General features: G+C 63.9%; 21 protein-coding genes and 2 rRNA genes. 12 read left to right on the top strand and 11 right to left on the bottom strand.

The genetic code is table 11. The annotated features are described in order from the left end of the window. Positions 1-109 precede the first annotated feature (109 nt). The 5 genes from ACTG4X_RS31470 to ACTG4X_RS31490 form a co-directional block, all read right to left on the bottom strand. Entirely contained in the window at positions 110-2,230 is a 2,121-nt protein-coding gene (locus ACTG4X_RS31470; RefSeq protein WP_440532811.1) for an SdrD B-like domain-containing protein, read from the bottom strand. Next, positions 2,227-3,054, bottom strand: a complete 828-nt coding sequence (locus tag ACTG4X_RS31475; protein ID WP_440532812.1) for a COG1470 family protein — start codon at positions 3,052-3,054, stop codon at positions 2,227-2,229. Before ACTG4X_RS31475 ends, ACTG4X_RS31470 begins: the two co-directional genes overlap by 4 nt. Then, positions 3,051-3,515, bottom strand: coding sequence for a hypothetical protein (locus tag ACTG4X_RS31480; RefSeq protein WP_093177234.1), 465 nt, complete (start codon positions 3,513-3,515; stop codon positions 3,051-3,053). Before ACTG4X_RS31480 ends, ACTG4X_RS31475 begins: the two co-directional genes overlap by 4 nt. Further along, complete coding sequence (locus tag ACTG4X_RS31485) at positions 3,512-4,144, bottom strand: hypothetical protein (RefSeq protein WP_143047759.1); 633 nt, start codon at positions 4,142-4,144, stop codon at positions 3,512-3,514. Before ACTG4X_RS31485 ends, ACTG4X_RS31480 begins: the two co-directional genes overlap by 4 nt. 68 nt (positions 4,145-4,212) lie before the next feature. Continuing rightward, positions 4,213-4,845: a hypothetical protein gene (locus ACTG4X_RS31490; RefSeq protein WP_440532813.1), complete on the bottom strand. Its 633-nt coding sequence runs from the start codon at positions 4,843-4,845 to the stop codon at positions 4,213-4,215. A 316-nt stretch (positions 4,846-5,161) separates the two neighbouring features. Between ACTG4X_RS31490 and ACTG4X_RS31495 the strand changes: the two genes are divergently transcribed. The 7 genes from ACTG4X_RS31495 (at position 5,162) to ACTG4X_RS31525 (ending at position 12,027) form a co-directional block, all read left to right on the top strand. Further along, on the top strand, positions 5,162-5,749 hold the full coding sequence (locus ACTG4X_RS31495) for an NAD(P)H-dependent oxidoreductase (protein ID WP_093059844.1): 588 nt from the start codon (positions 5,162-5,164) through the stop codon (positions 5,747-5,749). Further along, a complete protein-coding gene (locus tag ACTG4X_RS31500) occupies positions 5,746-7,020 on the top strand; it encodes an amidohydrolase family protein (RefSeq protein ID WP_440532814.1) in 1,275 nt (424 codons plus the stop codon). Before ACTG4X_RS31495 ends, ACTG4X_RS31500 begins: the two co-directional genes overlap by 4 nt. Before the next feature lie 24 nt (positions 7,021-7,044). Then, the gene (locus tag ACTG4X_RS31505) at positions 7,045-7,908 is read left to right on the top strand and encodes a creatininase family protein (protein ID WP_093059840.1); all 864 of its coding nucleotides are present in this window, start codon (positions 7,045-7,047) and stop codon (positions 7,906-7,908) included. 87 nt (positions 7,909-7,995) lie between these two features. Next, positions 7,996-8,979, top strand: coding sequence for an ABC transporter substrate-binding protein (locus ACTG4X_RS31510; protein WP_093059838.1), 984 nt, complete (start codon positions 7,996-7,998; stop codon positions 8,977-8,979). Between the two features lie 16 nt (positions 8,980-8,995). Then, the gene (locus ACTG4X_RS31515) at positions 8,996-9,826 is read left to right on the top strand and encodes an ABC transporter ATP-binding protein (protein WP_093059836.1); all 831 of its coding nucleotides are present in this window, start codon (positions 8,996-8,998) and stop codon (positions 9,824-9,826) included. Then, entirely contained in the window at positions 9,823-10,635 is an 813-nt protein-coding gene (locus tag ACTG4X_RS31520; protein ID WP_177142370.1) for an ABC transporter permease, read from the top strand. The genes ACTG4X_RS31515 and ACTG4X_RS31520 overlap by 4 nt, the downstream gene beginning before the upstream one ends. Positions 10,636-10,644: 9 nt before the next feature. Next, a complete protein-coding gene (locus ACTG4X_RS31525; protein ID WP_440532815.1) occupies positions 10,645-12,027 on the top strand; it encodes an FAD-binding oxidoreductase in 1,383 nt (460 codons plus the stop codon). Between the two features lie 3 nt (positions 12,028-12,030). Here ACTG4X_RS31525 and lnt read toward each other — a convergent pair whose 3' ends face one another. The 4 genes from lnt to ACTG4X_RS31545 form a co-directional block, all read right to left on the bottom strand. Then, a complete protein-coding gene (lnt, locus tag ACTG4X_RS31530) occupies positions 12,031-13,596 on the bottom strand; it encodes an apolipoprotein N-acyltransferase (RefSeq protein ID WP_440532816.1) in 1,566 nt (521 codons plus the stop codon). Continuing rightward, on the bottom strand, positions 13,596-14,474 hold the full coding sequence (locus tag ACTG4X_RS31535; protein WP_007836122.1) for an HlyC/CorC family transporter: 879 nt from the start codon (positions 14,472-14,474) through the stop codon (positions 13,596-13,598). The genes lnt and ACTG4X_RS31535 overlap by 1 nt, the downstream gene beginning before the upstream one ends. A 99-nt stretch (positions 14,475-14,573) precedes the next feature. Beyond that, positions 14,574-15,302, bottom strand: coding sequence for a GNAT family N-acetyltransferase (locus ACTG4X_RS31540; protein ID WP_093059830.1), 729 nt, complete (start codon positions 15,300-15,302; stop codon positions 14,574-14,576). 108 nt (positions 15,303-15,410) lie between these two features. Next, positions 15,411-15,884, bottom strand: coding sequence for an Lrp/AsnC family transcriptional regulator (locus ACTG4X_RS31545; RefSeq protein ID WP_093059828.1), 474 nt, complete (start codon positions 15,882-15,884; stop codon positions 15,411-15,413). Between the two features lie 144 nt (positions 15,885-16,028). Between ACTG4X_RS31545 and hppD the strand changes: the two genes are divergently transcribed. The 5 genes from hppD to ACTG4X_RS31570 all read left to right on the top strand — a co-directional run bounded on the left by hppD (position 16,029) and on the right by ACTG4X_RS31570 (position 21,636). Beyond that, positions 16,029-17,156 (top strand): 4-hydroxyphenylpyruvate dioxygenase, encoded by a 1,128-nt coding sequence (gene hppD, locus ACTG4X_RS31550; protein WP_093059826.1) that lies wholly within the window; start codon positions 16,029-16,031, stop codon positions 17,154-17,156. Positions 17,157-17,188: 32 nt separating this feature from the next. Further along, entirely contained in the window at positions 17,189-17,992 is an 804-nt protein-coding gene (locus ACTG4X_RS31555; protein WP_097197875.1) for a transporter substrate-binding domain-containing protein, read from the top strand. A 15-nt stretch (positions 17,993-18,007) separates the two neighbouring features. Further along, positions 18,008-18,880: a phenylalanine 4-monooxygenase gene (gene phhA, locus ACTG4X_RS31560; protein ID WP_093177222.1), complete on the top strand. Its 873-nt coding sequence runs from the start codon at positions 18,008-18,010 to the stop codon at positions 18,878-18,880. A 128-nt stretch (positions 18,881-19,008) separates the two neighbouring features. Next, positions 19,009-20,703 carry an AMP-binding protein gene (locus ACTG4X_RS31565; RefSeq protein WP_097197874.1) on the top strand — a complete coding sequence of 565 codons (1,695 nt, stop codon included), beginning with the start codon at positions 19,009-19,011 and terminating at the stop codon, positions 20,701-20,703. Then, a complete protein-coding gene (locus tag ACTG4X_RS31570) occupies positions 20,704-21,636 on the top strand; it encodes an MBL fold metallo-hydrolase (protein WP_097197873.1) in 933 nt (310 codons plus the stop codon). A 74-nt stretch (positions 21,637-21,710) separates the two neighbouring features. Here ACTG4X_RS31570 and rrf read toward each other — a convergent pair. Next, positions 21,711-21,823, bottom strand: a 5S ribosomal RNA gene (gene rrf, locus ACTG4X_RS31575). 128 nt (positions 21,824-21,951) lie between these two features. Then, a 23S ribosomal RNA gene (locus ACTG4X_RS31580) occupies positions 21,952-24,824 on the bottom strand. Positions 24,825-25,133: the final 309 nt, after the last annotated feature.

A 25,133-nucleotide genomic window follows, 5' to 3' on the forward strand; every position in this document is an offset into this window, starting at 1 on the left:
AGGCCCGATCCGTCGTAAGAACATGAGGTTCGGGCGCTGCATGGGCGGCACCCGACTTCCGGATATCGGCGACAACGGCGGGAAGTTTAGGCTGCTGGCGTTTTTTTGTTTAGCGGTCCTTCTGGACCCCGAAGTCGGACACGGCGGTGCCGCGCACGCGGATGTCGACGCGCTGGGTGGACGAGCCCGGGCTGCTGCTCCAGGGCAGTGGCAGGGTGTCCTGGACCACCTCAACCTCGTGGCTGCCGCCAGCCACCGACGGGAAGCTGTAGAAGCCCTGCGCGTCGGTCTGGGTCACGTAGCGGCGGTCGATGCGCACGGTGACGCCGCCGACCCCGCCCTCGCTGGCTTCGCGCCGGCCGTTGTTGTTCTGGTCGAAGAACACATGGCCTTCGAGCCGGCCGTCGCCCATGCCCGGCGCGCCGCCAATGGGCGCGCTGGCCGAGCCAGCACGGCCTTCGTAGCGCAGCACCAGCATGAACGAGCGGGTGGAAGGCACGATCAGCGTCGGCTGCAGCGTGGCGGTCGTGAGAGCCGACACCACGGTGGGGTCGAGCGCCTCCTGCCCACGCGAAGCTGTGAGTTGTGTGATGAACGACCAGCCGCTGCCCAGCGGCCAAGCCAGCCGCGCATTGGCGCTGAGAAAGCGCGAGCTGTTGCCGCCGATGCCGTTGCTGCCGCGCAGGCTCAGGTCGAGTCGGGCTCCAGCCACGAGCGGTGTCGTGCCGAGCACGCCCCAGTACACGGTGCGCTGGCTGCTGCCCGAGCGGTCCGATTGCTCGATGGCCAGCGAGGTCGAGAGCGTCTGTGCCTCGCCTACGCGCCAGGCGTGGTCGACGCCGGTGCGCAGCACGCGCAGATCCACGCCGTGGGCCGCGTCTGTGCGCCATTGGGTGTAGCCCCAGTCGGACTGGTGCTCCCACGTCACCTGGGCCGATTGCGCGGCATAGCTGCCGCTGCGCACGGCCACGTTGCCCGAGACCGCGTCGCGCGAATCGAAGCGGTAGCGGCCGAACACGTTGGCATAGAGCGAGCGGCGTTGCGGGCCGCTCACGCTGTCGCTCAGCTCGACGTTGCCGCCCAGCTGCCATTGGCGGGTGGAAATGTCGCCGCGCCACGAGGCGCCGCGCAGGTTGTTGGGCAGCGTGTCCGAGCCCCAGCGCAGCGAAGGCTGGAAATAGAACACTGAAGCGTTCTGCTGCAGCCAGTCGGTGCGCCACGCCGCATCGAGCCAACCGCCGGTGGCCGAGTCGGAGGGCGCTTGCGAGGTCGCGTCCGATGGCTGGCCCGCGCTGTGCACGAGGTTGGCCTGCACGCGCATGCCGCCGACGCGGTCGCCGATGCTGCCAGTGCCGCTGCCGAGCGCATCGGCCCAGGGCGCGAGGCCCTGCCACGAGACGGCACCCCACAGCGTGCGGGTGTCGCGCGCGTAGCCGGTCAGGCCGTTGGTGTTGACGTTGCGCGCCTCGACGAACTGCACCGCGGCGTCGGTGCGGCCCAGCGCCAGCGGACCGTCGCCGCCGGCGATCTGCGTCTGCGCGCCCACGCTGGCGGCCGTGCCGCGGCCGGCCGAGAAGCCCTCGAAGGCCAATCCGTCGAAGTAGCCGAGCCGCCCGGCCGAGGCATTGAGCTGCGTGCGGCCCGGCTGCTCGACGCTCACCGACACGCCTTCGATCGGCAGGCTGGGCAGGAACACCCGGCCGACGCCCCGCGCGAGCGGCGTGCTGGCCATGTTGATGTTGCCGATGGCGCTGTTGCCGAACCAGCCACCGTTGAAGGGCATCGCGCGCTGGTCGATGCGCCAGGTGCTGTTGTTGCTCGCGGTGAAGGGCACGACGCTGTAGGGCGAGCCGCTGCTGCCGAACACGCCGTAGCCGTACACCGGGGCAGGGTTGCGGTTCAGGTTGAGGTTGGCGGAGAAGGCGCCGTAGTTGGGCGTGTCGAGAAAACCGGAGAAGTTCAGCGTCTGGCTCTGCGTCTTGATGGCGCTGCTGCTCTGCCGACTGGACTGCAGCTCGGCGCTCCAGCCGCGCGGCCAACCGGTGCTGACCTCTTCAATCTGCGGGGCCTCGGGCACCACAGCGCCCTCTTCGAGCACGCGGTCCACATACGCGGCGGCGGCCGGCGGGGCGCCTGCTGATGCCGGCTCCTGGGCCCACGCGCCGGCACCGGCCAAGGCCGTGCCTGCGCTGCAGAGTCCGAGCGCGGTTCGCAGGGCCCGCTTCTTCATTGAGCGAAGCGTTCGTTGACTTTGGTGGAGCCGCTCTTGCCCCACTCGAGCGAGCCGGTCACGGTGACCGGAAAGCGCACCGCGACAGTCGCATCCGTGTCGCCGGGCTTGGTCGCCGTAAGCGCGATGTCGCGCGTCTCGCCCGGCATGATCGGGGTGGTGGCGGGCTGGAACTCGAGCCGCGCGCCGCTGGCGTCGGTGCCATTCAGGAAGCCCGCGAGCCGGCCGTGCGCCGTACCGGTATTGCGGATGCGCAGCACCGGCAGGCTCTGGCCGTTCACCGTCTTCACGGTGGCGCCGGCAATGTCGAGTACGGGCTGGACGTCGCCGATCGCCACGTAGGCGATGACGCCGATGCGTGCGGCCATTGCCACCGGGGTGCCTGGCGCGGTGGTGCGCTCCTTGCCCTCGATCAGCACGGCGAAGCGGCATTCCATTGGTGGCGTGTCGGGCGGCGGCGTCACCTCGAAGCGGTAGCGGTAGGGCTTGCCGGCGGCGATGCTGAGTTCGCGGCGCTCGATGGCCACCCAGGGCCGGCAGCTGCCCGGCACCAGCTCGTCGCTGAAATCGACCGAGCCGTCGGGCTTGAGCGTCCAGTCGGCGGTCTTGAATGTGTATTCGCCCTGGCGTGCGTCCGAGTGGGTGAGTTCGATCACGTCGCGCACGCGCTCGCCGGGCTTGCCGGTCAGTTCCATGCGCGGGGGCGAGACGGCCAGCGCGAACTGGGCCTGTGCGCCGGTGCCCGCGAGGGCCGCCCATGCGGGGATTGCCACCAGCGCCAGTGCGCGCAGAAGGCGGGAAGAAAGTCTGATCGCGCGCGTCATGGCGTCATCTCGATCTCGAAGTTGAATTGCAGCGACTGGGCGCGCTCGAGCGCGCGGCCGTCGGCTGTGAGGTTCAGCAGGATGGTTTCCTGCAGGAAGGGTTCGCGCACCACGCCCTCGAAGACCAGCACGCGGTCGCCGCCGCGCATGGAGCCGGGAAGCAGCCGGCCCTGGGTGCGCCAGGTGGCGACCAGACGTTCGTTCTCGGTCGGGGCCAGCAGCATGTAGATGCGGGCCTGGCGCATCACCCACTGCGACAGGTTCAGGCGCAGCGCCACGGAGACCTGTCCCTCGATGGTGTTGTCCGCGACGCGGCCTGGCACGGGCTGGCGCCAGCGCATCGGCGTGACCGCCTGGCCGACCACGGTGCCGGTGTCGTCCACACGGTAGGTGGCGGCGTTCGCCTGCACGGCGAGCAGGGCCAGCAGGGCGGCGGCGAGCGCGCGGCAGGCGTTTTTCATGGCGCCGTCAGCGTGTAGGTGGCCGTGCCGGTGAAGGTGCCGGCCGGCATGATGCCCGGATTGGTGTAGGTGAACAGCAGGCAGCTTTCCGACCAGGTGTTCTTGGCGACGGAGACCAGCGTGAGCAGGGTGCTGCTGAACGAGCCACTCGGGATCTCCGAGTCGAACTGGCCGGTGCCGGTGCCGGTCCACGCAATGCTGCTGAATGGAATGGTGGCGCTGCCGCTGGACAGGGTCGCCGGTGTGCTCACGGTGAGCGTGGCGCTGTTGTTGGAAGAGCCGGTGGTGCGGAAGAAGCTGCCGATGTAGACCTTCCCCACTGGAGTGCAATAGGCCGCGCCGTCGATCGGGCTGACGGTGACGGTGCTGTCGGTCTGCATCGTCTGCGCGGCACCGGTGAACAGCGCCGCCGCGGGCACGGTCACGGTCACGTTGTTTCGCGTCGTGTTGTTGCCTGCGGAATTGGGATTGGCCTGAGCCATGTTGCCGACACCGACCTGCAGGTACAGCGAGCGCGATGCGGAAGCGATACCCACCGTGTAGGCGTGCGCGGGCACCTGCACGCCGAGGGCGGCCGCAAGGCACGCCACGAGGCGGAGCTGTTCGAAGGAGGGGCGACGCGATCTCAAGTGGTTTCTCCCGCGGCGGAAAAAAAGGCGGCGCCAGGCCGCCTTCTTCCCGTTGCGATGACGAAGGGTCAGGGCGAGGTGAGCGTGTAGGTCACGACACCGTTGTTGGCCACCGTGGCACCGTACGTACCGGGCGCGTACACGCCGGTGTTGTCGTACGCGAAGGTCCACTTGCTTTCCTGGCGCACCACCGTGTTCACGGCGGTGAAGGCCGTGGCGGTCGGGCCCGCGCCCGTCGTGGCGCTGAAGGCCGGGTGGGTGATGGCGGCGTTGGTGAAGCCCGCGGTCGTGCCTGCGGTGAGCGGAGCCGCCGTCACGGTGATGGCGCTCCAGGGAATGGTGTTGGTGCCGTTGCTCAGTTGGCCGGTCACGCCGGAGTTGAGCGACAGGTTGCCGGCGTTGCCCAGCACGCGGACCGTGACTGCGCCCCCGGTCAGGTCACCGCCCGCGCCGGCGATGGTGCCACCCGCGCCGACCGATGCGCCCGGCACCGTGAAGGTCAGACCGTCGACCGTGCTGACGGTGCTGAAGTTGGTACCGGTACCGACCTGCAGATACATCACGCGAGGAATCGTCACCGTGAAGTTGAGGCGCGCCGTGGCACTGAGCGCGCCCGAAGCCGCGCTCGTGAAATTGGACTCTGCTTGCGCAGCGAAAGGAAGGGCGCCCGCGATGGCTGCAACCAGGAGTAGTTTTTTCAAGATGAGCTCTCGGTGAATCGATTGGGTTGATGAAGAGGATAAATGAGGTCCAAAGTTCACAACTTTGGAAGTGTGAATTTTAGTTAACAATTAGAAGAAAGGGTGTGAGAGTGTTACGTAAAGCGTAGAAGTCGCTCGCAGCTCGTTGCGTTTTTGCGGACTTCCGTGACTTTTGTTACGAAATCCAGTCGAGCCAGGGCGAGCCTTCTAACCGCCGCGTCGCTCCGTAACCACGCCTCCCCAAACCGGTGCACCCACACTGGCACGTCGCTTGCATAACCTGACCACTTGCTCTGATTAAGCGGTCAAACACACCATGCGCGTGCTCGTCGTCTACTGCCATCCGGTTGAAACCAGCTTCCACGCCGCCCTGCACCAGGAGGTGCTGAAGAACCTGCGCGCCGCCGGGCACGAGGTGGACGACTGCGACCTTTACGCCGAGGGCTTCAACCCGGTGCTGTCGCGCGAGGAACGGCTGGGCTACCACGACGTGCCGGCCAACCAGCTGCCGCTGAAGCCCTATGTGGAGCGGCTGCAGTGGGCCGAGGGCATCGTTTTCTGCTTTCCGACCTGGTGCTTCGGCCTGCCGGCCATGCTCAAGGGCTACTTCGACCGGCTCTTCATGCCGGGCGTGGCCTTCGACATCAGCGACCCGGCGAACGTGAAGCCGATGCTCACGCACATCAAGCGCATCAGCGCCGTCGTTACCTACGGCCGGCCGCGCTGGATGGCGATCTACATGGGCGATCCGCCGCGCAAGATCGTCACGCGATACATGAAGCGGCTGACCGGGCAGCGCGCGAAGGTGGACTACCACGCCCACTACCACATGAACATCGCGACCGAGCCCCAGCTCAAGCGCTTCATGGCGCGCGTGGGGCAAGCCATGGCGCGTTTCGCATGAACGCGCCCTCACTCCTCGACAACGTGCGGCTGCCGCGCTGGCTGCTGCCCACGGGCTGGCCGCAGCGCGACGGCGTTCCCATGCTGGCGCGCATTGCGATCGAAGCCGGCCGCGTGCAATCTGTGCAGCCCGCCACGTCCGCAGCGCCGTCGTCACCATCAGCCTGGAACCTTGCCGGCACGCTGGCCCTGCCCGGCTTCGTCGACGCCCACACCCACCTCGACAAGGCTTTCACCCTGCCGCGCATGAAACAGGTGCAGCCCGGCCTGCTCGGCGCCATCGACGCGATGCTGAGCGACCGCGTGCACTGGACGCCCGACGACGTGCGCGAGCGCGCCGCGCGTGGGCTGCAGTGGGCATGGGAGTGCGGCACCACGCACGTGCGCACGCACGTCGACTGGTGGGAGCCCGACTCGGTGCCGATGGCCTGGCCCGTGATGGCCGAACTGGCGCAGGAATGGGCCGGCAGGGTGCGGCTCGAACAGGTGAGCCTCATCAAGCTGCCGCTGTTCGAAGACGCGGCGCAGGCGATGCGCCTCGCAAAGCAGGTGAAGGCCACAGGGCCGCATGCGCTGCTCGGCGGCTTCGTTCACTCCACCAACTGGAGCGAGAACGCGCTGCGCAACCTGCTGGTGTCGGCGCAGGCCTGCGATCTCGACATCGACCTGCATGTCGACGAAGAACTCAACGCCTCGGCGCTCGGCCTGCAGACCACGGCGCGCATCCTGCGCGAGATCGGCCACGAAGGCCGCGTGGTCTGCGGACACATCTGCGCGCTCGCTGCCCAGCCCGAGGCGCAGGCCTTCGCCACGCTCGATGCGGTGGCGCGTGCGCCGATCACGGTCGTCTCGCTGCCCGCCACCAATCTGCTGCTGCAGGACGCCGTCACCGGCCGCACGCCGCGCCAGCGCGGCATCACGCTGGTGAAGGAAGCCCGCGAGCGCGGCATTCCGCTGCTGTTTGCCAGCGACAACGTGCAAGACCCCTTCTGCCGGCTCGGCAGCTTCGACCCTGTCGAAGCGCTGGGCACGGCCGCGCTGGTGGCACAGCTCGACGAGCCCTTCGACACCTGGTCGCAGGCGCTGTGCCGCAGCGACTGGCTGCAGCGCGCCCCCGCGCCCGCCACGCCCACGCTGGTGGGCCGCGCCGCCGACCTGGTGCTGTTCACGCAGGCCGACCGCCATGGCTGGCCTTCGCGCACCGCCACCCGCGTGGTGCTGCGCGATGGCCGCGTGGCGCACGGCGACGCAACGCCCTTCCTTCCCCGGTAACGAACGAACGCACAAGGATTCCCCATGCTCCACGGCTACATCCCGCCCCACCGCTTCCTGCCCTATCTGAGCTGGACTGAAATCGCCGCGCTGCCCGACCGCGAGAACACCGTCATCGTGCTGCCCTGCGGTGCCATCGAGCAGCACGGGCCGCACCTGCCGTGCTCGGTCGACAGCGTGATCTGCTCGGGCGTGATGGGCAAGGCACTGGAGAAGCTGCCCGCCGAGGTGCGCGCCTTCGCGCTGCCGACCATCACGTATGGCAAGTCGGAAGAGCACCTGCACTTCCCCGGCACCATGACGCTCACGGGCACCACGCTGCTGTCGACGGTGATCGAGATCGGCGAATCGGTGTACCGCTCGGGCTTTCGCAAGCTGCTGTTCGCCAACGGCCACGGCGGGCAGCCGCAGGTGCTGGAAATGGCAGCGCGCGAACTGCGCCTGCGCCACGGCGACTTCGTGATCGTGCCGCATGGCGTGTCGCGCCTGCCGAGTGCGGCCAGCAAGCAGGTGAGCGAGCAGGAGAAAAAGCTCGCGATGCACGCCGGCCATTCCGAAACCGCGCTGATGCTCGCGCTCGCACCCGACACGGTGCACATGGAGCGCGCGGTCGCCAACTTTCCGCCGCCCTTCCCGATCAAGCTGCTGTCGGCCGACGGCCGCCCGGCCTGCGCATGGACCGCGCGCGACTTCGGCCCCAGCGGCGTGATCGGCGACCCGACCACGGCCACGCGCGAGCAGGGCGAAGCCATTCTCGACACGCTCTCCGACAGCTGGGTGCAGGCGCTGACCGAGCTGTACGCGCTGCGCTGGGTCGTGCGCGAAGAAGCCACCTGGGAGCGCGGCCATCAGCAGGGCTTCATCCAGCAGAGCTTCCAACCGGCCTGAGGTGGGCCTGAGCCCGCTTCTTGCAACGGCCCCTTCGCTTTCTCGCTTCTTCTTCCTTCAACTCCCTGCCCTCTAGAGGTTTCCACCATGCGCTCCTTCGCACTGTCCCTGGCCGGCGCCGCCGCCATCGCCTTCCTCGCCGCCGCGCCCGCGCAGGCCGAGGACAAGTTCACCTACATGACCAACTGGTACGCGCAGGCCGAGCACGGCGGCTTCTACCAGGCAGTGGCGCAGGGCATCTACAAGAAGTACGGCCTCGACGTGACCATCAAGATGGGCGGCCCGCAGGTCAACATCACGCAGATGATGGCCGCCGGCCAGGCCGACTGCATCATGGGTTCGAGCGACATCCAGATGATGCAGGTGCGCGAAGGCGGCGTGCCGGTGGTCAACGTGGCGGCCTTCTTCCAGAAAGATCCGCAGGTGCTGATCGCCCACGACGACGTGAAGAAATTCGAAGACCTGAAGGGCAAGACGCTGCTGATCGGCGCGCAGGCCCAGCGCGGCTACTGGCCGTGGCTGAAGGCCAAGTTCGGCTTCACCGACGAACAGACGCGGCCCTACACCTTCAACATCCAGCCCTTCGTGGCGGACAAGAACACCGCGCAGCAGGGCTACCTGACCTCCGAGCCCTACGCCATCCAGAAAGCAGGCGTGAAGAGCACGGTGCTGATGTTCAGCGACCACGGCTTCCCCGCGTACGCGACCACCGTGTCGTGCATGGATAAAACGGTGAAGGAGCGCAGCAAGCAGGTCGCCGCGTTCGTGAAGGCCTCGGCCGAGGGCTGGAAGAGCTACCTCGCCGACCCGGCGCCCGCCAACGCGCTCATCAAGAAAGACAACCCCAACATGACCGACGATCAGCTGGCCTACAGCGTGGCCAAGCTCAAGGAGATGGGCATGGTCACCGGCGGAGACGCGGCCAAGCTCGGCATCGGCGTGATGACGGATGCGCGCTCCAAGGCGAGCTACGACTTCCTCGTGACCGCGAAGCTGCTCGACCCGGCCAAGGTCGAACTGGCGAAGACCTACACGACCGAGTTCGTGAAAGACGCCAAGGTCCTGCCCTGACGAGCCTCAGCCTTTCATGAATCGCATCGAACCTCACACCCTCGCGCCGCCAACGGCGCCTGCCATGCCCGCGGTGGAAGTGCTCTCGGCCGAGAAGACGTATCCCAACGGCACGCAGGCGCTGCTGCCGGTGGACCTGTCGATCGCCGAGGGCGAATTCGTCACGCTGCTGGGCCCCTCGGGCTGCGGCAAGAGCACGCTGCTGAAGATGGTGGCGGGCATGCTCGAACCCAGCGACGGCCGGCTGCTGGTGTGGCGCAGGCCCGTGGCGCAGCTTCACGATTGCCCGCACAAGCTGTCGTTCGTGTTCCAGTCGCCCACGCTGATGCCGTGGGCCAGCGTGCGGACCAACGTGCGCCTGCCGCTTGACCTGGCCGGCGTGCCGCGCAAGGAGGCCGATGCGCGGGTGATGGAATCGCTCGCGCTGGTGGGACTCGAGAAGTTTGCCGATGCGCTGCCGCGTGCGCTCTCGGGCGGCATGCAGATGCGCGTGTCGATTGCGCGCGGCCTCGTCACGCAGCCCGACCTGCTATTGATGGACGAGCCCTTCGGTGCACTCGACGAAATCACGCGCCACAAGCTCGATGCCGACCTGCTGGAGCTGTGGCGCAAGAAGAAGCTCACGGTGATCTTCGTGACGCACTCGATTCACGAGGCGGTGTTTTTGTCGAGCCGCGTGGTGATGATGGCCGCGCGGCCGGGCCGCGTGGTGGAAGAGTTCCGCATCGACGAACCCTATCCGCGCAGCGCCGACTTCATGGTGACGCCCGAGTTCGCGCGCTACGCCAAGCGGCTGCAGGACAGCCTGCTGCGCGCCAGCAGCGCCGACGAGGAGACCGCGCGATGACAAAAGTGAAAGCCACGCCCCTGCTGAACCAGCCGCGCGTGCAGCGCGTGCTTTACCCAGTGCTGATCGGCGTGGTGCTGGTCGCGCTGTGGCAATGGATGGTGGTGGCAATGGAACTGCCGCCCTACCTCGTGCCCTCGCCCTACCTGATGATGCAGACGCTGGTGACCGACTGGGCACCGCTGGGCAATGCACTGCTGGTCACGCTGAAGATCACGGTGCTGTCGTTCCTGCTGGCCACCGTGGCGGGCGTGCTGATCTCGTTCCTGTTCGTGCAGAGCAAGCGCATCGAGACCGCGCTCTTTCCGTACGCAGTGCTGCTGCAGGTGACGCCCATCGTGGCGGTGGCGCCGCTGATCATCATCTGGGTGAAGAACCCGGTGGCGGCCATGACGGTGTGCGCGGCGCTGGTGGCGCTGTTCCCGATCATCAGCAACACCACGCTCGGCCTGCGCAGCATCGATCCCGACCTGCAGAGCTACTTCAAGCTGAACCGCGCAACACGCTGGCAGCAGCTGGTGCGGCTGCGCATTCCGAGCGCGCTGCCGTACTTCTTCGGCGGCCTGCGCATTTCAAGCGGCCTTGCGCTGATCGGCGCGGTGGTGGCGGAGTTCGTGGCCGGCACGGGTGGCTCGGGCGCGGGGCTCGCGTATCAGATCCTGCAGGCGGGCTTCCAGCTGAACATTCCGCGCATGTTCGCGGCCCTGCTGCTCATTTCTCTGACCGGTGTCGCGCTCTTCGTGCTGATGGCCTGGCTGACCAAGCTGGCGCTGGGCTCGTGGCACGCGAGCGAACTTTCCCAGGATTGAACCTTGACCATGAATGCTCCCACCCTCACGCTCGACAGCGCCATCGAGCAGTTGCTGCTCGAGCTGCCCGATCTCGACTGGATCACCGATGAAAGCCGCGTCACACGGCTGTCGCAAGACTTCTCCTGGTTCAGCCCCGTCCTCACGCGCCAGCTGAAAGACAAGCGCGCCGACGTGGTCGTGCGCCCGCGCACCGAGGAAGAGATTCGCGCGGTGGTCGGTGCCTGCGCGCGCCGCTGCGTGCCGATCACCATCCGCGGAAGCGGCACCGGCAACTACGGCCAGACCACCCCGCTGGCCGGCGGCGTGGTGCTCGACATGACGGGCTACAACACCTGCCTGTGGGTGCGGCCCGGCGTGGCGCGGGCGCAGGCCGGCATCCGCCTGGGCGAGCTGGAGAAGCAGACGAAGCCCACGGGGCAGGAAATGCGCTGCGTGCCCTCGACCTACCGCAGTGCGACGCTGGGCGGCCTGTTCGGCGGCGGCTTCGGCGGCGTGGGCTCGATCAACTACGGACCGCTGGGTGCGCCGGGCAATGTGCTTGGCATTCGCGCGATGACCATCGAGGCCGAGCCGCAGGTGGTTGAACTGCGCGGCGCCGAGGCGATGCGCATGCACCACCTGTGGGGCACCAACGGCCTCGTGCTGGAGCTGGAAATTGCGCTGGCGCCCGCGCATCCATGGCTCGAAACGCTGGTGACTTTCGACGACTTCGAGAACACGCTGAACTTCGCGGACAAGCTCGCACACGCGCCGGGCATCGTGAAGCGCGGCATCTCATTCTTCGCAGCGCCGATCTCCGACCACCTCGCGCAGCTGGCCGCGCACCTGCCGAAGGGCTGCCACACGGTGCTGTCGCTGGTGGCCGAGTCGAGCGAGCCCGCGATGATGCTGTTGGTAGAAGCGCACGGCGGTACCGTGAGCTACCGCAAGACGGCCGACGAGGTGCAGAAGAGCAACCGCACGCTGATGGAGTTCACCTGGAACCACACGACGCTGCACGCGCTGAAGATCGACCCGACGCTGACCTACCTGCAGAGCGGGTTCATTCCCGGCAGGCACGTCGAACAGGTCATCGAGATGGAGAAGCTGCTGGGCGGCGAGGTGATGATGCACATCGAGTTCCTGCGCAACGTGGCGGGGCTCATGACCTGCAGCGGGCTGCAGCTGGTGCGCTTCAGCACCGAGGAGCGGCTGAACGAGATCATCCGCATCCATCGCGAGCACGACGTGCACATCAACAACCCGCACGTGAACATCGTGGAAGACGGCAAGGCCGGCGGGCCGTTGCCGCCCGAGGTCATCGCGGTGAAGAAACGCTTCGACCCGATGGGCCTGCTGAACCCCGGCAAGCTGCGCGACTGGCCGGTGAAGGCTGCGCCCGCCGCCTGAGATTCAGCGCTGGCGGCGGCCTTGCACGAAGGCTGCTGCCACGATGGCCATCGCCAATATCCACAGCGGCCAGAGGCCGAATGGCGCCACCCAGCGCGCATAGGGCGTGAGGCCCCGACGGCCCTCGACGCTGGCTTCGAGCACGCCGCGCGTGAGGCGCGGCAGTTCGTGCGTCACTCGGCCTTCGGCGTCGATCACGACCGTGGCGCCGGTGTTGGTGGAGCGCACCATCGGCCGCGCGAACTCGAGGGCGCGCATGCGCGAGATCGACAGGTGCTCGTCGATGGCGACCGAGTCGCCGAACCACGCGATGTTGCTCACGTTGAGCAGGATGGTGGGCGCCGTGGCCTCGTCGCGGAAGTTCGCGCCGATCTCATCGCCGAACAAGTCTTCATAGCAGATGTTCGGCGCGATGCGCTGGCCCTGCCAGACGAAAGGCGCCTGCGCGAGCCCGCCGCGCTCGAAGTCGCCGAGCGGGATGTTCATCATCTGGATGAACCAGCGAAAGCCCAGTGGAATGAACTCGCCGAAAGGCACCAGGTGGTGCTTGCTGTACGTGTAGGGCTGCACAGCGCCGGGCTGGAAGCCAAGCACCGAGTTGCTGTAGCTGCCTTGCCCACCCATCGGCAGGCCGACGATGGCGGCCTGCGTGCCCTGGCTGTAGCGCGCCTGGATCGCATCGAGGTAGCCGGCCGGCAACTGCTGCGGCAGCAGCGGCAAGGCGGTTTCGGGCGTCACGACGAGCGAGGCCCTGGCATCGCGCAGCTGTTCGCCGTACCAGCGCAGCGCAGTTTCTATGCCGCCGCCGGGAATGAATTTTTCGTCCTGCGGGATGTTGCCCTGCAGGAGCGCGACCTGGAGCTTGCCGGTCGAACCCTTGGCGCCCTGAACGTCGCCATTCAGTGATGGCACCAGATGCGGCACCGCGAACACCAGCGCGATCAGCACCAGCCCCTGCGCAAGCTCCAGGCCGCGAACGGGTCGATGCAGCGCGACCAGCGCAACGACCAGCGCAGCCGCGGCACCAATGCCGTAGACACCGACCCACGGCGCGAGCGCGGCCAGCGGACCTTCGACATGCGCATAGCCGCCAGCGCCCCACGGAAAGCCCGTGAACCAGCTGCCGCGCACAAGCTCGGCCAACGTCCACAGCGCAGCGAAGACGAGCGCGCCCGTTACCCGCCCCTTCGGACCGCGCACCACGAACCAGGCAGCAGCAACCGCGTAGTACAGCCCCAGCGCCGCGGCCAGCGCCAGCACGGCGATGGCCGCGAGCGGCGCGGGCAGCCCGCCGTAGGTGTGCATTGAAATGAAGAGCCACCAGAAGCTGCCGGTGAGCCAGGCGGTGGAGAACAGCCAGCTGTGCAGGCCGGCCCGACGCCAGCCCGCGCCCTGCGCCCGCAGGCCGTCGAGCAGCCACACGAACGCACCGAGCGACAGCAGCTGCAGCCACCACAGCGGCTTGCCGCCCACGGGCGAAGCCATCGAAAGCGCCTGCGCGAGCCCGGCGACACCGAAGCCGAGCAGGCGGAACAGGTTGGCGGAAGAGGAAGCCGGCGCGCCGCGCATCAGTCGGCCGCGTCGCCGCCGCGGGCCGGGGACACCTTGAACCAGCGCACCGCGCCGCCCTTGGTGTGCAGCACCACGAAGTCGAAGCCGCCGATCGCATGGTGCTCGCCGCGCTTGGGCACGTGGCCCATCTCGTGCGCGATCAGGCCGCCGATGGTGTCGAAGTCTTCGCTGAGCTGTTCTTCGTCGAAGACGATGCCGAAGGCCTCGGCCACGCGCTCGATGGGCGTGTCGCCCGAAACACGGTAGGTGTGGTCGGCAAGGCCGAAGATGTCGCCCTCGTCTTCCGCAATGTCGAACTCGTCCTCGATCTCGCCGACGATCTGCTCGAGCACGTCCTCGATGGTGATGAGCCCGGCCACGCGGCCGAACTCGTCGATGACGATGGCCAGGTGGTTGCGGTTGCCGCGGAACTCGCGCAGCAGGTCGTTCAGGCCCTTGCTCTCGGGCACGAAGGTCGCCGGGCGCAGCAGCGCGCGGATGTTCAGGCCCGGCGCACGCTGCAGCTTGAGCAGGTCTTTCGCCAGCAGGATGCCGATGATGTTTTCTTTTTCGCCCTCGTACACCGGGAAGCGCGAGTGCGCGGTGTCGATGATGAGGTGCAGCAGTGCATCGAACGGCGCGTCGATGTTCACCAGGTCCATGCGCGGCGCGGCGACCATGACGTCGCCGGCGGTCATGTCGGCCATGCGCAGCACGCCTTCGAGCATCACGCGCGACTCTGCGCCGATCACCTCGTTGTCCTCGGCGTCCGCCAGGGTTTCGATCAGCTCGTCGCGCGAGTCGGGACCGGGGTGGATGAATTCGGCGAGCTTCTGGAGAAAGCCGCGCTTGTCTTCCCGTTCAACGGGAGCGCGTTCAGGGTGAGGGTCGGCCACTGCGGGAGGGCTTAGTTGAGGAGGGACAAGGATACCGGATTGCGTGTGACACGCTCTACCCCACGGCTGGCATAAGCCGGTTGGAGGCGCCGCGTTCCCTCAGGGAGCCGATTTTTTTCGGGCGTCGCGCATGCCGCTGCGCACTTCCTGCAGGCTGGCCAGGAAGGCCCAGAACTGCTTGGCGCGGCTCTTGAGCGCGAAGTCGACCGCGGCGTAGTGCTCCAGGGCGATTTCGCTCATGCGGCTGTCGAAGGTGGCGCTGGGCAGCTCCAGGTGGGCTTCGGCTTCGGAGCCGCTGCGCACCACGGTGGCGCCGGCGTTGCGGGCGATCTTCAGCATGGCGGCGTTTTCGCTCAGCGCATGGATGAAGAGCATGCCCACGCCTTCGTTGCGGGCCACGACCACGGCGCGCTCGAACAGGCGGGCGCCGTAGCCCCGGCCGCGAGCGTGCGCCGAAACCGACACGCCGAATTCGGCGCAGTCGCTGTGCTCATCGCCGGGCGCGAAGGCCAGGTGCGCCATCGCGATCAGGTCGAGGCGGCGGTTGTAGATGCCGAAGAGCTCGTCGCGCTCAAAATCGAGGCTGTCGACGTAGCGCTGGACCTGTTCGTCGGCCGCCGCGTAGCCGAAGCGCAGGTAGCGGTCGTGCGGGGTGAGTTCGAGCAGGTGGCGGGCGATGCGCTCCCGTTCGCGCGGGCCGATCGAGCGGATCGGCACCATGACGGGTTGAGGCGCGCTGACGGCGCGTGGTTGCGCTTCAACCATCGGCGCTTTCAGGAAAGAGCCGAGGCCGAGAGACGCTTTGAGAAGGGTCTTGGCGGTAAGCATGGCTCAAATGTAAGGGTTTTCCCTTAAACAACAAGTCCACAGGGTCAATCGCGGGACACATTCGTGAACCAGTACCGAGGGACGTGGCGCTCACGCAACCAGATGTAGCTAAACCGGAACAGCTGTTGTGGCTTTGACACGGTCCAGCACGAAGCTGGTCTTGCAGTCTTCCACGCTGGGGTGCTTGAGCAGGGTGTCCATGATGAAGCGGCTGTAGTGGGCCATGTCGGCCACCACGACGCGCAGCAGGTAGTCCATGTCGCCGGTGAGCGCGGCGCATTCGACCACCTCCGGCCAGGTCTGCACGCTGGCGCGAAACAGGTCCATCGGGTTGCGCTTGTGGGTCTCGGTGTGCTTTTCGAGCCGCACGTTGAGGTAGGCGGTCAGCCCCAGGCCGATGGCTTCGGGCTGGACCAGGGCCACGTAGCGGTCGATCACGCGGTGTTCTTCCAGGCGCTTGACCCGCCGCAGCACGGCGCTGGGCGACAGGCTCACCTGCTCCGCGATCTGGTCGTAGGTTGCGCGCCCGTCTGCTTGCAGCGTGCGCAGAATCATCCTATCAATCTTGTCCAGAGCTTCCATTTCATCATTCTTGCAGTTTTACTGCGCAAGAGCCACCATGAGCGCCCGGAAACGCAGAAAACCTGAGAGGCATCCACCCTACATTGCATGACCGGCCGATTTAGCGCCTTATTCATTCAATTTCCACCCCACCGGAGACCGCACATGAGCCAAGCCGACGCACCCGCCTTCACGCCCTGGGAGAACCCCATGGGCACCGACGGCTTCGAATTCATCGAGTACGCGGCACCCGATCCGGTCGCCATGGGCAAGGTGTTCGAACGCATGGGCTTCAAGGCCGTGGCCAAGCACCGCCACAAGAACGTGCTGCTGTACCGCCAAGGCACGATCAACTTCATCCTGAACGCGGAGCCCGATTCCTTCGCGCAGAAGTTCGCTCGCGAGCACGGTCCGAGCGTGTGCGCCATCGCCTTCCGCGTGCAGGATGCCAAGCAAGCCTACGAACGCGCCACGGCACTCGGCGCATGGGGTTTTGCCGACAAGGCCGGTCCCGGCGAACTGAACATTCCCGCCATCAAGGGCATCGGCGACAGCCTGATCTACCTGGTGGACCGCTGGCCCGGCAAGAACGGTGCGAAGCCCGGCGACATCGGCAACATCGGCTTCTACGACGTCGACTTCGAGGCGTTGCCAGGCGTTGCGCCGGAACAGGCGCTTTCGCCGTTCGGCAACGGCCTGACCTACATCGACCACCTGACGCACAACGTGTATCGCGGCCGCATGAACGTCTGGGCCGGCTTCTACGAAAAGCTCTTCAACTTCCGCGAGATCAAATACTTCGACATCGAAGGCCAGGTGACGGGCGTGAAGAGCAAGGCCATGACCAGCCCCTGCGGCAAGATTCGCATTCCGATCAACGAAGAGGGCAAGGAACAGGCTGGCCAGATCCAGGAGTATCTGGACATGTACCGAGGCGAAGGCATCCAGCACATCGCGATGGGCTCGGACGACCTCTACAGCACGGTCGACGCGCTGCGCACCAACGGCGTGACGCTGCTCGACACCATCGACACGTACTACGAGCTGGTCGACAAGCGCATCCCCGGCCACGGCGAGAGCGTGGAAGAGCTGCAAAAGCGCAAGATCCTGATCGACGGCAAGAAGGACGCGCTGCTGCTGCAGATCTTCAGCGAGAACCAGCTGGGCCCGATCTTCTTCGAGTTCATCCAGCGCAAGGGCGACGACGGCTTCGGCAACGGCAACTTCAAGGCGCTGTTCGAGAGCATCGAGCTCGACCAGATGCGCCGCGGCGTGCTGAGCGCCGCAAAATAAGGGCCCCTTCCCTTATTGCTTCTGGAGCCCGCATGCGCAGCTGTACGTCTTCAATCGGTTTGACCTTCATCGCGGCAGCTGCCGCCGTTCTTTCGGGTTGTGCCATGGCACCGGCGGCCGCGCCGGTGGCCGGCTCGCACCTCGATGCGGTGCAGAAGGCCGCGGTGCTGCGCATCTGCACGCCGGGCGATTACAAGCCCTTCAGCTTCCAGAAGACGGACGGCGCCTTCGAGGGCATCGACGTCGACCTGATGACTGGCTTCAGCGCCAGCCTTGGCGCGAAGCCCGAGTGGGTCAAGACCACCTGGGCCAACCTGCTGCCCGACCTGAGCGCCGGCAAGTGCGATATCGCCGTGGGCGGCGTGTCGGTCACCACCGACAGGCAGAAGCGCGCCTTCTTCAGCGCCCCCTACATGGTCAACGGCAAGACGCCCATTGCGCGCTGCGCGGACGTGTCCAAGTACCAGAGCGTGGCCGCCATCGACAAGCCGTCGGTGCGCGTCATCTTCAACCCGGGCGGCAGCAACGAACGCTTCGCCCGGACCAATTTCAAGCAAGCCAAGCTCACGCTGCACGGCGAGAACGTGACGATCTTCGACGAGATCCTCGCCAACCGCGCCGACGTGTTCGTGACCGAAGCGGCCGAGGCCATCACGCAGCAGAAGCTCAAGCCGGGCCTGTGCGCGATCAACCCCGACAAGCCGCTGCAGTACGGCGAAATGGCCTGGATGCTGCCGCGCGACGACGTGGCCTTCAAGTCGTATGTCGACCAATGGCTGCACCTGCAGCAAGCCGGCGGCGACTTCCAGCGCACGATGGACCGCTGGCTCAAGTAACTCAAGACCGATCTCATGGAAACCCCTGCCGCTGTTGTCACCCCTGCCGTCTACGGCGCCTCGGACCGCCCGCCCCGCGGCGACTACTCGCGCGGCGGCGCGGTGCTGGCCGACTACACCTGCCCGCAGGACTGGGCCAGCTATACGGAAGCCGATCACGACACGTACCGCCGGCTCTATGAGCGCCAGGCAGCGCAGTTGCCGGGGCTGGCCTGCGACGCCTTCATCAAGGCACTGCCTTCGCTCGGCGTGAAGGACCGCATCCCGCGCTTCGAGGAACTCAACGAACGGCTGCACCGCGCAACGGGCTGGGAGATCGTGGCGGTGCCGGGGCTGATTCCGGAGTTGCCGTTCTTCACGCTGCTCGCGAACCGCAAGTTTCCGGTGACCGACTGGATCCGCAAGCCCGAAGAGTTCGACTACATCGTCGAGCCCGACGTGTTCCATGACCTGTTCGGCCACGTGCCGATGCTGTTCGACCCGACCTTTGCCGACTACGTGCAGCGCTACGGCGCAGGCGGCATCAAGGCGCACGAACTGGGCGCTGGCGAGAAGCTCGCGCGGCTCTACTGGTACACGGTGGAGTTCGGGCTGATCCGCCAACCAGACGGCCTGCGCGCTTACGGCGCCGGCATCCTGAGCTCGGTGGGCGAACTGAAGCACGCGGTGCTCAGCGACGAGCCGCGCCGGCTGCCGCTGGACCTGCTGCGCACCATGCGCACGCGCTACAAGATCGACACCTACCAAGCCAACTATTTCGTGATCGACAGCTTCGCCCAACTGTTCGACTTCACGGCGCCCGACTTCACGCCGTTGTACGAGTCACTGAAGGTCGCATCCGATATCGAAGCCGGGGTGCTGCTACCGGGCGAATCGGGCAAGGCCTGAATTCCTGAAGGGTTGTGAGTCGCGCCGCGCAGCTATCGCGCGCGCGACAGCACACACCCGCCCCCTAGGACAAGCCCGCTGGCGGCGGAGGCGCACTGCCTCCCACAATCCGCGCCAAAGGAGCTTGCATGCAGACAACATCCGCGCAACAAAACTATCCGGCTGGCGTGCCGCACGAGATTCATCCCGAGCAGTACCGGTCGTTGCCTCACATGTTCGACGAGGCCTTCGGCCGTTATGCCGACCGGCCGTTCTCAGTCTGCATGGAGCGCTGGATGTCCTACGGGGAGCTCGACACGCTGTCGAAGGCAATGGGCGCCTGGCTTCAGTCGCGCGGGCTCGAGCCTGGGGCGCGCGTGGCGATCATGCTGCCCAACATTCCGCAGTTTGCGGTCACCATGTGCGGCGTGCTTCGTGCGGGCTACACCTGCGTCAACGTCAATCCGCTGTACACGGCGCGGGAGCTGGAGCACCAGCTGAAGGACTCCGGGGCAACGGCCATCGTCATCCTCGAGAACTTCGCGGCAACGCTTGAAAAGGTGATCGAGCGCACGCCCGTGAAGCACGTGGTCATGACGTCGATGGGCGACCTGCTGGGTGGGTTGTACGGCGCGTGGATCACTGTGGCGGTGCGCCATCTGGCGAAGCTCGTGCCGGCCTACAAGTTGCCGTTGAGCGATGGGCGCACGGTGACGCCCTTCACCCAGGCCATCTCCGAAGGACGCGGCCGCACGCTGGGGCCCGATCAGAGCACGCTCGATTCGATCGCGTTCCTGCAGTACACGGGCGGCACGACCGGCCTGTCGAAAGGCGCGGTGCTGACCCATCGCAACATCGTGGCGGCAACGCTGCAGGCCGAGGCCTGGTTCACGCCGGCGCTGTCGCGCGCCGGTGACCTCGCGAAGGTCAACAGCATCGCGGCGCTGCCGCTGTATCACATCTTCGCGCTGACGCTGTGCCTGCTGGTGATCCGCCAGGGTTCGCACATGACGCTGATCCCGAACCCGCGGGACTTCAACAAGTTCATTGCTGTGCTGAAGAAGCGGCCGTTCCACATGCTGCCGGCGGTGAACACGCTGTTCAATGCGCTATTGATGCACCCAGAGTTCAAATCGATCGACTTCTCGACGCTGTTCGTTTCGCAGGCAGGCGGCATGGCGGCCTCGGAAGGTACGGCGCGCAAGTGGTTCGAGGCCACCGGCTGTCCGATGATCGAAGGCTGGGGCATGAGTGAGACCTGCGCGATCGGGACGAACAATCCGGTATCGAACACGAAGTTCACCGGAACGATTGGGCTACCGTTGCCCAGCATTGAGATCGCGATCAAGGACGATGACGGAAATTCGCTGCCGATCGGTCAGTCTGGCGAGCTCTGCATCAAGGGGCCGAACGTGATGACGGGCTACTACAACCAGCCCGCCGAGACTGCAGCAGCGTTCACCACGGACGGCTTCATGCGCACCGGAGATATCGCCGTGATGCAGGAAGACGGCTACAGCCGCATCGTCGACCGCAAGAAAGACATGATTCTGGTGAGCGGTTTCAACGTGTTCCCGAACGAGCTCGAGAACGTGATTTCGTTGTGCCCTGGCGTTGTGGAGTGCGCGGCGGTGGGTGTGCCTGATGAGAAACAGGGCGAGGCCATCAAGGTCTTCGTGGTCCGCAGGGACCCGACGCTGACCGAAGATGCCGTGCTCCAGTACTGTCACTCGCAGCTCACGGGCTACAAGCGGCCGAAGCACATCGAGTTCCGGGAATCGCTGCCGAAAACCAATGTGGGGAAGATCCTGCGCCGTGAGCTTCGCACAGCTGCAGTCGCCTGAATGAGTCATTCGTCGGCGAGCGCCGGGCTGCCGGCGAATGTCATTGTGTTTGAGCGAGGATGGTTGTCTTCGAACAATGTGCTGTTCGTAGGCGATGAAGAGAGGGCTGTGGTCGATACGGGGTATGCGACGCATGCCGATCAGACCTTGGCCTTGGTCGAATCGGTGCTGAAGGAGCGGCCGCTTGATCGCATCCTGAATACGCATCTCCATAGCGACCATTGCGGGGGGAACGCGGCGCTGCAGGCGCGCTATCCATTGGCTCGCACGGACATTCCGCCAGGCGAGGCTGCACTGGTGGAGCGTTGGGATCAACGCGGGTTGAGTTTCTTGGCTACGGGGCAGACGTGTCCACGATTTGGCTTTACGGGGTTGCTGCAGCCTGGGACGGAATGCGTGCTCGGGGACAGGCCGTGGCAGGTGCATGCCGCACCAGGCCACGATCCTCATTCGGTCATTCTGTTCGACGCGGAATCACGGACGCTGATTTCAGCGGATGCCCTGTGGGAGAACGGATTTGGCATTGCGTTTCCCGAGCTGGCCGGCGAACCGTCGTTCGAAGATGTGGGCGCTACGTTGGATCTGATTGGGGAGCTTGCACCGAGGCAGGTGATTCCGGGGCATGGCGCTGTCTTCGATGACGTCGATAAGGCCTTGTCCGTCGCGCGTCGGCGACTCGATGGCTTGCAGCGCGATCCCGTGAAACACGCACGGCACGCCATCAAGGTGTTGATGAAGTTCAAGCTGCTGGAGGTGCAATCGATCTCTGCCGCGGATTGGAATACCTGGTTGCGGAGTACCGCTTATCTCGAAGCCATTCGATCACGCTTTTTCGGCGCTGTCGATTTAGATCAATTGACTAAGGAGATCTTGGCGGAATTGGTTGCCGCAGGCGCAGCTGAGATGAGCACTCCAGGTATTCGCAATACCTAGTTCGCTTCCTGATTGCGTCCCTCCAAAGCAAAAACCCCCAGTCATTTCTGACTGGGGGTTTCTGGGCTGTAAGAGCCTGACGATGACCTACTTTCACACGGGAACCCGCACTATCATCGGCGCTGACGCGTTTCACTGTCCTGTTCGGGATGGGAAGGAGTGGTACCACGTCGCTATGGTCATCAGGCATAAAGGGTTGTCTGACTGATCACATGATCAATCAAACGAATTCATAGAGTTTGGAATCAGCTTTTGGCGAATTGTTTTGAATGCGTCAACTTGGCATAACACCTTGATCAGACTGATCAAAGTTATAGGGTCAAGCCGCACGAGCAATTAGTATCAGTTAGCTTAACGCATTACTGCGCTTCCACACCTGACCTATCAACGTCCTGGTCTTGAACGACTCTTCAGGGGGCTCAAGGCCCCGGCAGATCTCATCTTGAAACGAGTTTCCCGCTTAGATGCTTTCAGCGGTTATCTCTTCCACACTTAGCTACTCGGCAATGCCACTGGCGTGACAACCGATACACCAGAGGTGTGTCCACTCCGGTCCTCTCGTACTAGGAGCAGGCTTCCTCAAATCTGCAGCGCCCACGGAAGATAGGGACCAAACTGTCTCACGACGTTTTAAACCCAGCTCACGTACCTCTTTAAATGGCGAACAGCCATACCCTTGGGACCGGCTACAGCCCCAGGATGAGATGAGCCGACATCGAGGTGCCAAACACCGCCGTCGATATGAACTCTTGGGCGGTATCAGCCTGTTATCCCCAGAGTACCTTTTATCCGTTGAGCGATGGCCCTTCCATACAGAACCACCGGATCACTATGTCCTGCTTTCGCATCTGCTCGACTTGTCAGTCTCGCAGTTAAGCACGCTTATGCCATTGCACTATCGTCACGATGTCCGACCGTAACTAGCGTACCTTCGAACTCCTCCGTTACGCTTTGGGAGGAGACCGCCCCAGTCAAACTGCCTACCATGCACTGTCCCCGATCCAGATAATGGACCTAGGTTAGAACCTCAAACACACCAGGGTGGTATTTCAACGTTGGCTCCACAAGATCTAGCGACCCTGCTTCAAAGCCTCCCACCTATCCTACACAGATCTGTTCAAAGTCCAATACAAAGCTACAGTAAAGGTTCATGGGGTCTTTCCGTCTTTCCGCGGGGAGATTGCATCATCACAAACATTTCAACTTCGCTGAGTCTCAGGAGGAGACAGTGTGGCCATCGTTACGCCATTCGTGCAGGTCGGAACTTACCCGACAAGGAATTTCGCTACCTTAGGACCGTTATAGTTACGGCCGCCGTTTACTGGGACTTCAATCAAGAGCTTGCACCCCATCATTTAATCTTCCAGCACCGGGCAGGCGTCACACCCTATACGTCCACTTTCGTGTTTGCAGAGTGCTGTGTTTTTAATAAACAGTCGCAGCCACCGATTTTTTGCAACCCATTCATGCTCCGTTGTTCACTTCACACTAATAGGGCACACCTTCTTCCGAAGTTACGGTGTCAATTTGCCGAGTTCCTTCTCCTGAGTTCTCTCAAGCGCCTTAGAATACTCATCTCGCGCACCAGTGTCGGTTTGCGGTACGGTCGTATATAGCTGAAGCTTAGTGGCTTTTCCTGGAACCTCGTTCAGTCACTTCACCAGCAAGCTGGCTCGATCGTTGGCCTCGGTATATGTGCACCGGATTTGCCTAATGCACGCCTACATCCAACTAAACCGGGATATCCAACACCCGGATGACCTATTAAGATCCGTCCCCACATCGCACTATATATCGGTACAGGAATATTGACCTGTTTCCCATCAGCTACGCATCTCTGCCTCGCCTTAGGGGCCGACTCACTCTACGCCGATGAACGTTGCGTAGAAAACCTTGCGCTTACGGCGAGGGGGCTTTTCACCCCCTTTAACGCTACTCATGTCAGCATTCGCACTTCTGATACCTCCAGCACGCTTTACAACGCACCTTCACAGGCTTACAGAACGCTCTCCTACCACTTGCAATAAATTGCAAATCCGCAGCTTCGGTAACTGGCTTAGCCCCGTTACATCTTCCGCGCAGGACGACTCGATCAGTGAGCTATTACGCTTTCTTTAAATGATGGCTGCTTCTAAGCCAACATCCTGACTGTTTTAGCCTTCCCACTTCGTTTCCCACTTAGCCAATTTTAGGGACCTTAGCTGGCGGTCTGGGTTGTTTCCCTCTTGAGTCCGGACGTTAGCACCCGGTGCTCTGTCTCCCAAGCTGTACTCATCGGTATTCGGAGTTTGCCTTGGTTTGGTAAGTCGCCATGACCCCCTAGCCAAAACAGTGCTCTACCCCCGATGGTAATACTTGAGGCACTACCTAAATAGTTTTCGGAGAGAACCAGCTATTTCCAAGTTTGTTTAGCCTTTCACCCCTATCCACAGCTCATCCGCTAGTTTTGCAACACTAGTCGGTTCGGACCTCCAGTACCTGTTACGGCACCTTCATCCTGGCCATGGATAGATCACTTGGTTTCGGGTCTACACCCAGCGACTGATCGCCCTATTCGGACTCGATTTCTCTACGGCTTCCCTATTCGGTTAACCTTGCCACTGAATGTAAGTCGCTGACCCATTATACAAAAGGTACGCAGTCACCCCTTACGAGGCTCCTACTTTTTGTAAGCACGCGGTTTCAGGATCTATTTCACTCCCCTCCCGGGGTTCTTTTCGCCTTTCCCTCACGGTACTAGTTCACTATCGGTCAATGATGAGTATTTAGCCTTGGAGGATGGTCCCCCCATATTCAGACAGGATTTCTCGTGTCCCGCCCTACTTGTCGTTAGCTCAGTACCACACAGGTCATTTCACGTACGGGGCTATCACCCGCTATGGCCAGCCTTTCCAAGCTGTTCCGTTATGTCTTGTGCTATCACTAACAGGCTTCTCCGATTTCGCTCGCCACTACTTTCGGAATCTCGGTTGATGTCTTTTCCTCGAGCTACTGAGATGTTTCAGTTCACCCGGTTCGCCTCGCATGACTATGTATTCATCATGCGATACCTTTCGGTGGGTTTCCCCATTCGGAAATCTCCGGATCAAAGCTAATTTGCCAGCTCCCCGAAGCTTATCGCAGGCTATCACGTCCTTCGTCGCCTATCATTGCCAAGGCATCCACCACGTGCTCTTATTCACTTGACCCTATAACTTTGACGTTTCCTCACGGAAACCAAAGTCAATCAAGGAATTGCCAGGTCTTTCACCTGGCGCGTTATGCCGTTACATTCAAAATTCGATTTGACTCGAAATTGAAGTTTCTTTTGACGCAATCAAAAATTCTATGTTGCTGATGGCACGGTCTGCACTAAACCTTTACGAATGTGCAGTTTCCATCAGCAACGCTGATTCGACTCTATGAATTTTTAAAGAACAGCCGATTGATCAAGAGATCCTGATCAACAACAAAGAAGCCTCATGCCTTCGCAGGAAGCCGCTTTGGTGTTGAATAAG

Origin of the sequence: Variovorax sp. YR566 (assembly GCF_051992195.1) — a bacterium.
Lineage (GTDB): Bacteria > Pseudomonadota > Gammaproteobacteria > Burkholderiales > Burkholderiaceae_C > Variovorax.

Excerpts from the sequence above, each read along its gene's own strand:
- ACTG4X_RS31470 (WP_440532811.1), bottom strand. The coding sequence starts at position 2,230 with ATGAAGAAGCGGGCCCTGCGAACCGCGCTCGGACTCTGCAGCGCAGGC.
- ACTG4X_RS31475 (WP_440532812.1), bottom strand. The coding sequence starts at position 3,054 with ATGACGCGCGCGATCAGACTTTCTTCCCGCCTTCTGCGCGCACTGGCG.
- ACTG4X_RS31480 (WP_093177234.1), bottom strand. The coding sequence starts at position 3,515 with ATGAAAAACGCCTGCCGCGCGCTCGCCGCCGCCCTGCTGGCCCTGCTC.
- ACTG4X_RS31495 (WP_093059844.1), top strand. The coding sequence starts at position 5,162 with ATGCGCGTGCTCGTCGTCTACTGCCATCCGGTTGAAACCAGCTTCCAC.
- ACTG4X_RS31500 (WP_440532814.1), top strand. The coding sequence starts at position 5,746 with ATGAACGCGCCCTCACTCCTCGACAACGTGCGGCTGCCGCGCTGGCTG.
- ACTG4X_RS31505 (WP_093059840.1), top strand. The coding sequence starts at position 7,045 with ATGCTCCACGGCTACATCCCGCCCCACCGCTTCCTGCCCTATCTGAGC.
- ACTG4X_RS31510 (WP_093059838.1), top strand. The coding sequence starts at position 7,996 with ATGCGCTCCTTCGCACTGTCCCTGGCCGGCGCCGCCGCCATCGCCTTC.
- ACTG4X_RS31515 (WP_093059836.1), top strand. The coding sequence starts at position 8,996 with ATGAATCGCATCGAACCTCACACCCTCGCGCCGCCAACGGCGCCTGCC.
- ACTG4X_RS31520 (WP_177142370.1), top strand. The coding sequence starts at position 9,823 with ATGACAAAAGTGAAAGCCACGCCCCTGCTGAACCAGCCGCGCGTGCAG.
- ACTG4X_RS31525 (WP_440532815.1), top strand. The coding sequence starts at position 10,645 with ATGAATGCTCCCACCCTCACGCTCGACAGCGCCATCGAGCAGTTGCTG.
- lnt (WP_440532816.1), bottom strand. The coding sequence starts at position 13,596 with ATGCGCGGCGCGCCGGCTTCCTCTTCCGCCAACCTGTTCCGCCTGCTC.
- ACTG4X_RS31540 (WP_093059830.1), bottom strand. The coding sequence starts at position 15,302 with ATGCTTACCGCCAAGACCCTTCTCAAAGCGTCTCTCGGCCTCGGCTCT.
- ACTG4X_RS31545 (WP_093059828.1), bottom strand. The coding sequence starts at position 15,884 with ATGGAAGCTCTGGACAAGATTGATAGGATGATTCTGCGCACGCTGCAA.
- hppD (WP_093059826.1), top strand. The coding sequence starts at position 16,029 with ATGAGCCAAGCCGACGCACCCGCCTTCACGCCCTGGGAGAACCCCATG.
- ACTG4X_RS31555 (WP_097197875.1), top strand. The coding sequence starts at position 17,189 with ATGCGCAGCTGTACGTCTTCAATCGGTTTGACCTTCATCGCGGCAGCT.
- phhA (WP_093177222.1), top strand. The coding sequence starts at position 18,008 with ATGGAAACCCCTGCCGCTGTTGTCACCCCTGCCGTCTACGGCGCCTCG.
- ACTG4X_RS31565 (WP_097197874.1), top strand. The coding sequence starts at position 19,009 with ATGCAGACAACATCCGCGCAACAAAACTATCCGGCTGGCGTGCCGCAC.
- ACTG4X_RS31570 (WP_097197873.1), top strand. The coding sequence starts at position 20,704 with ATGAGTCATTCGTCGGCGAGCGCCGGGCTGCCGGCGAATGTCATTGTG.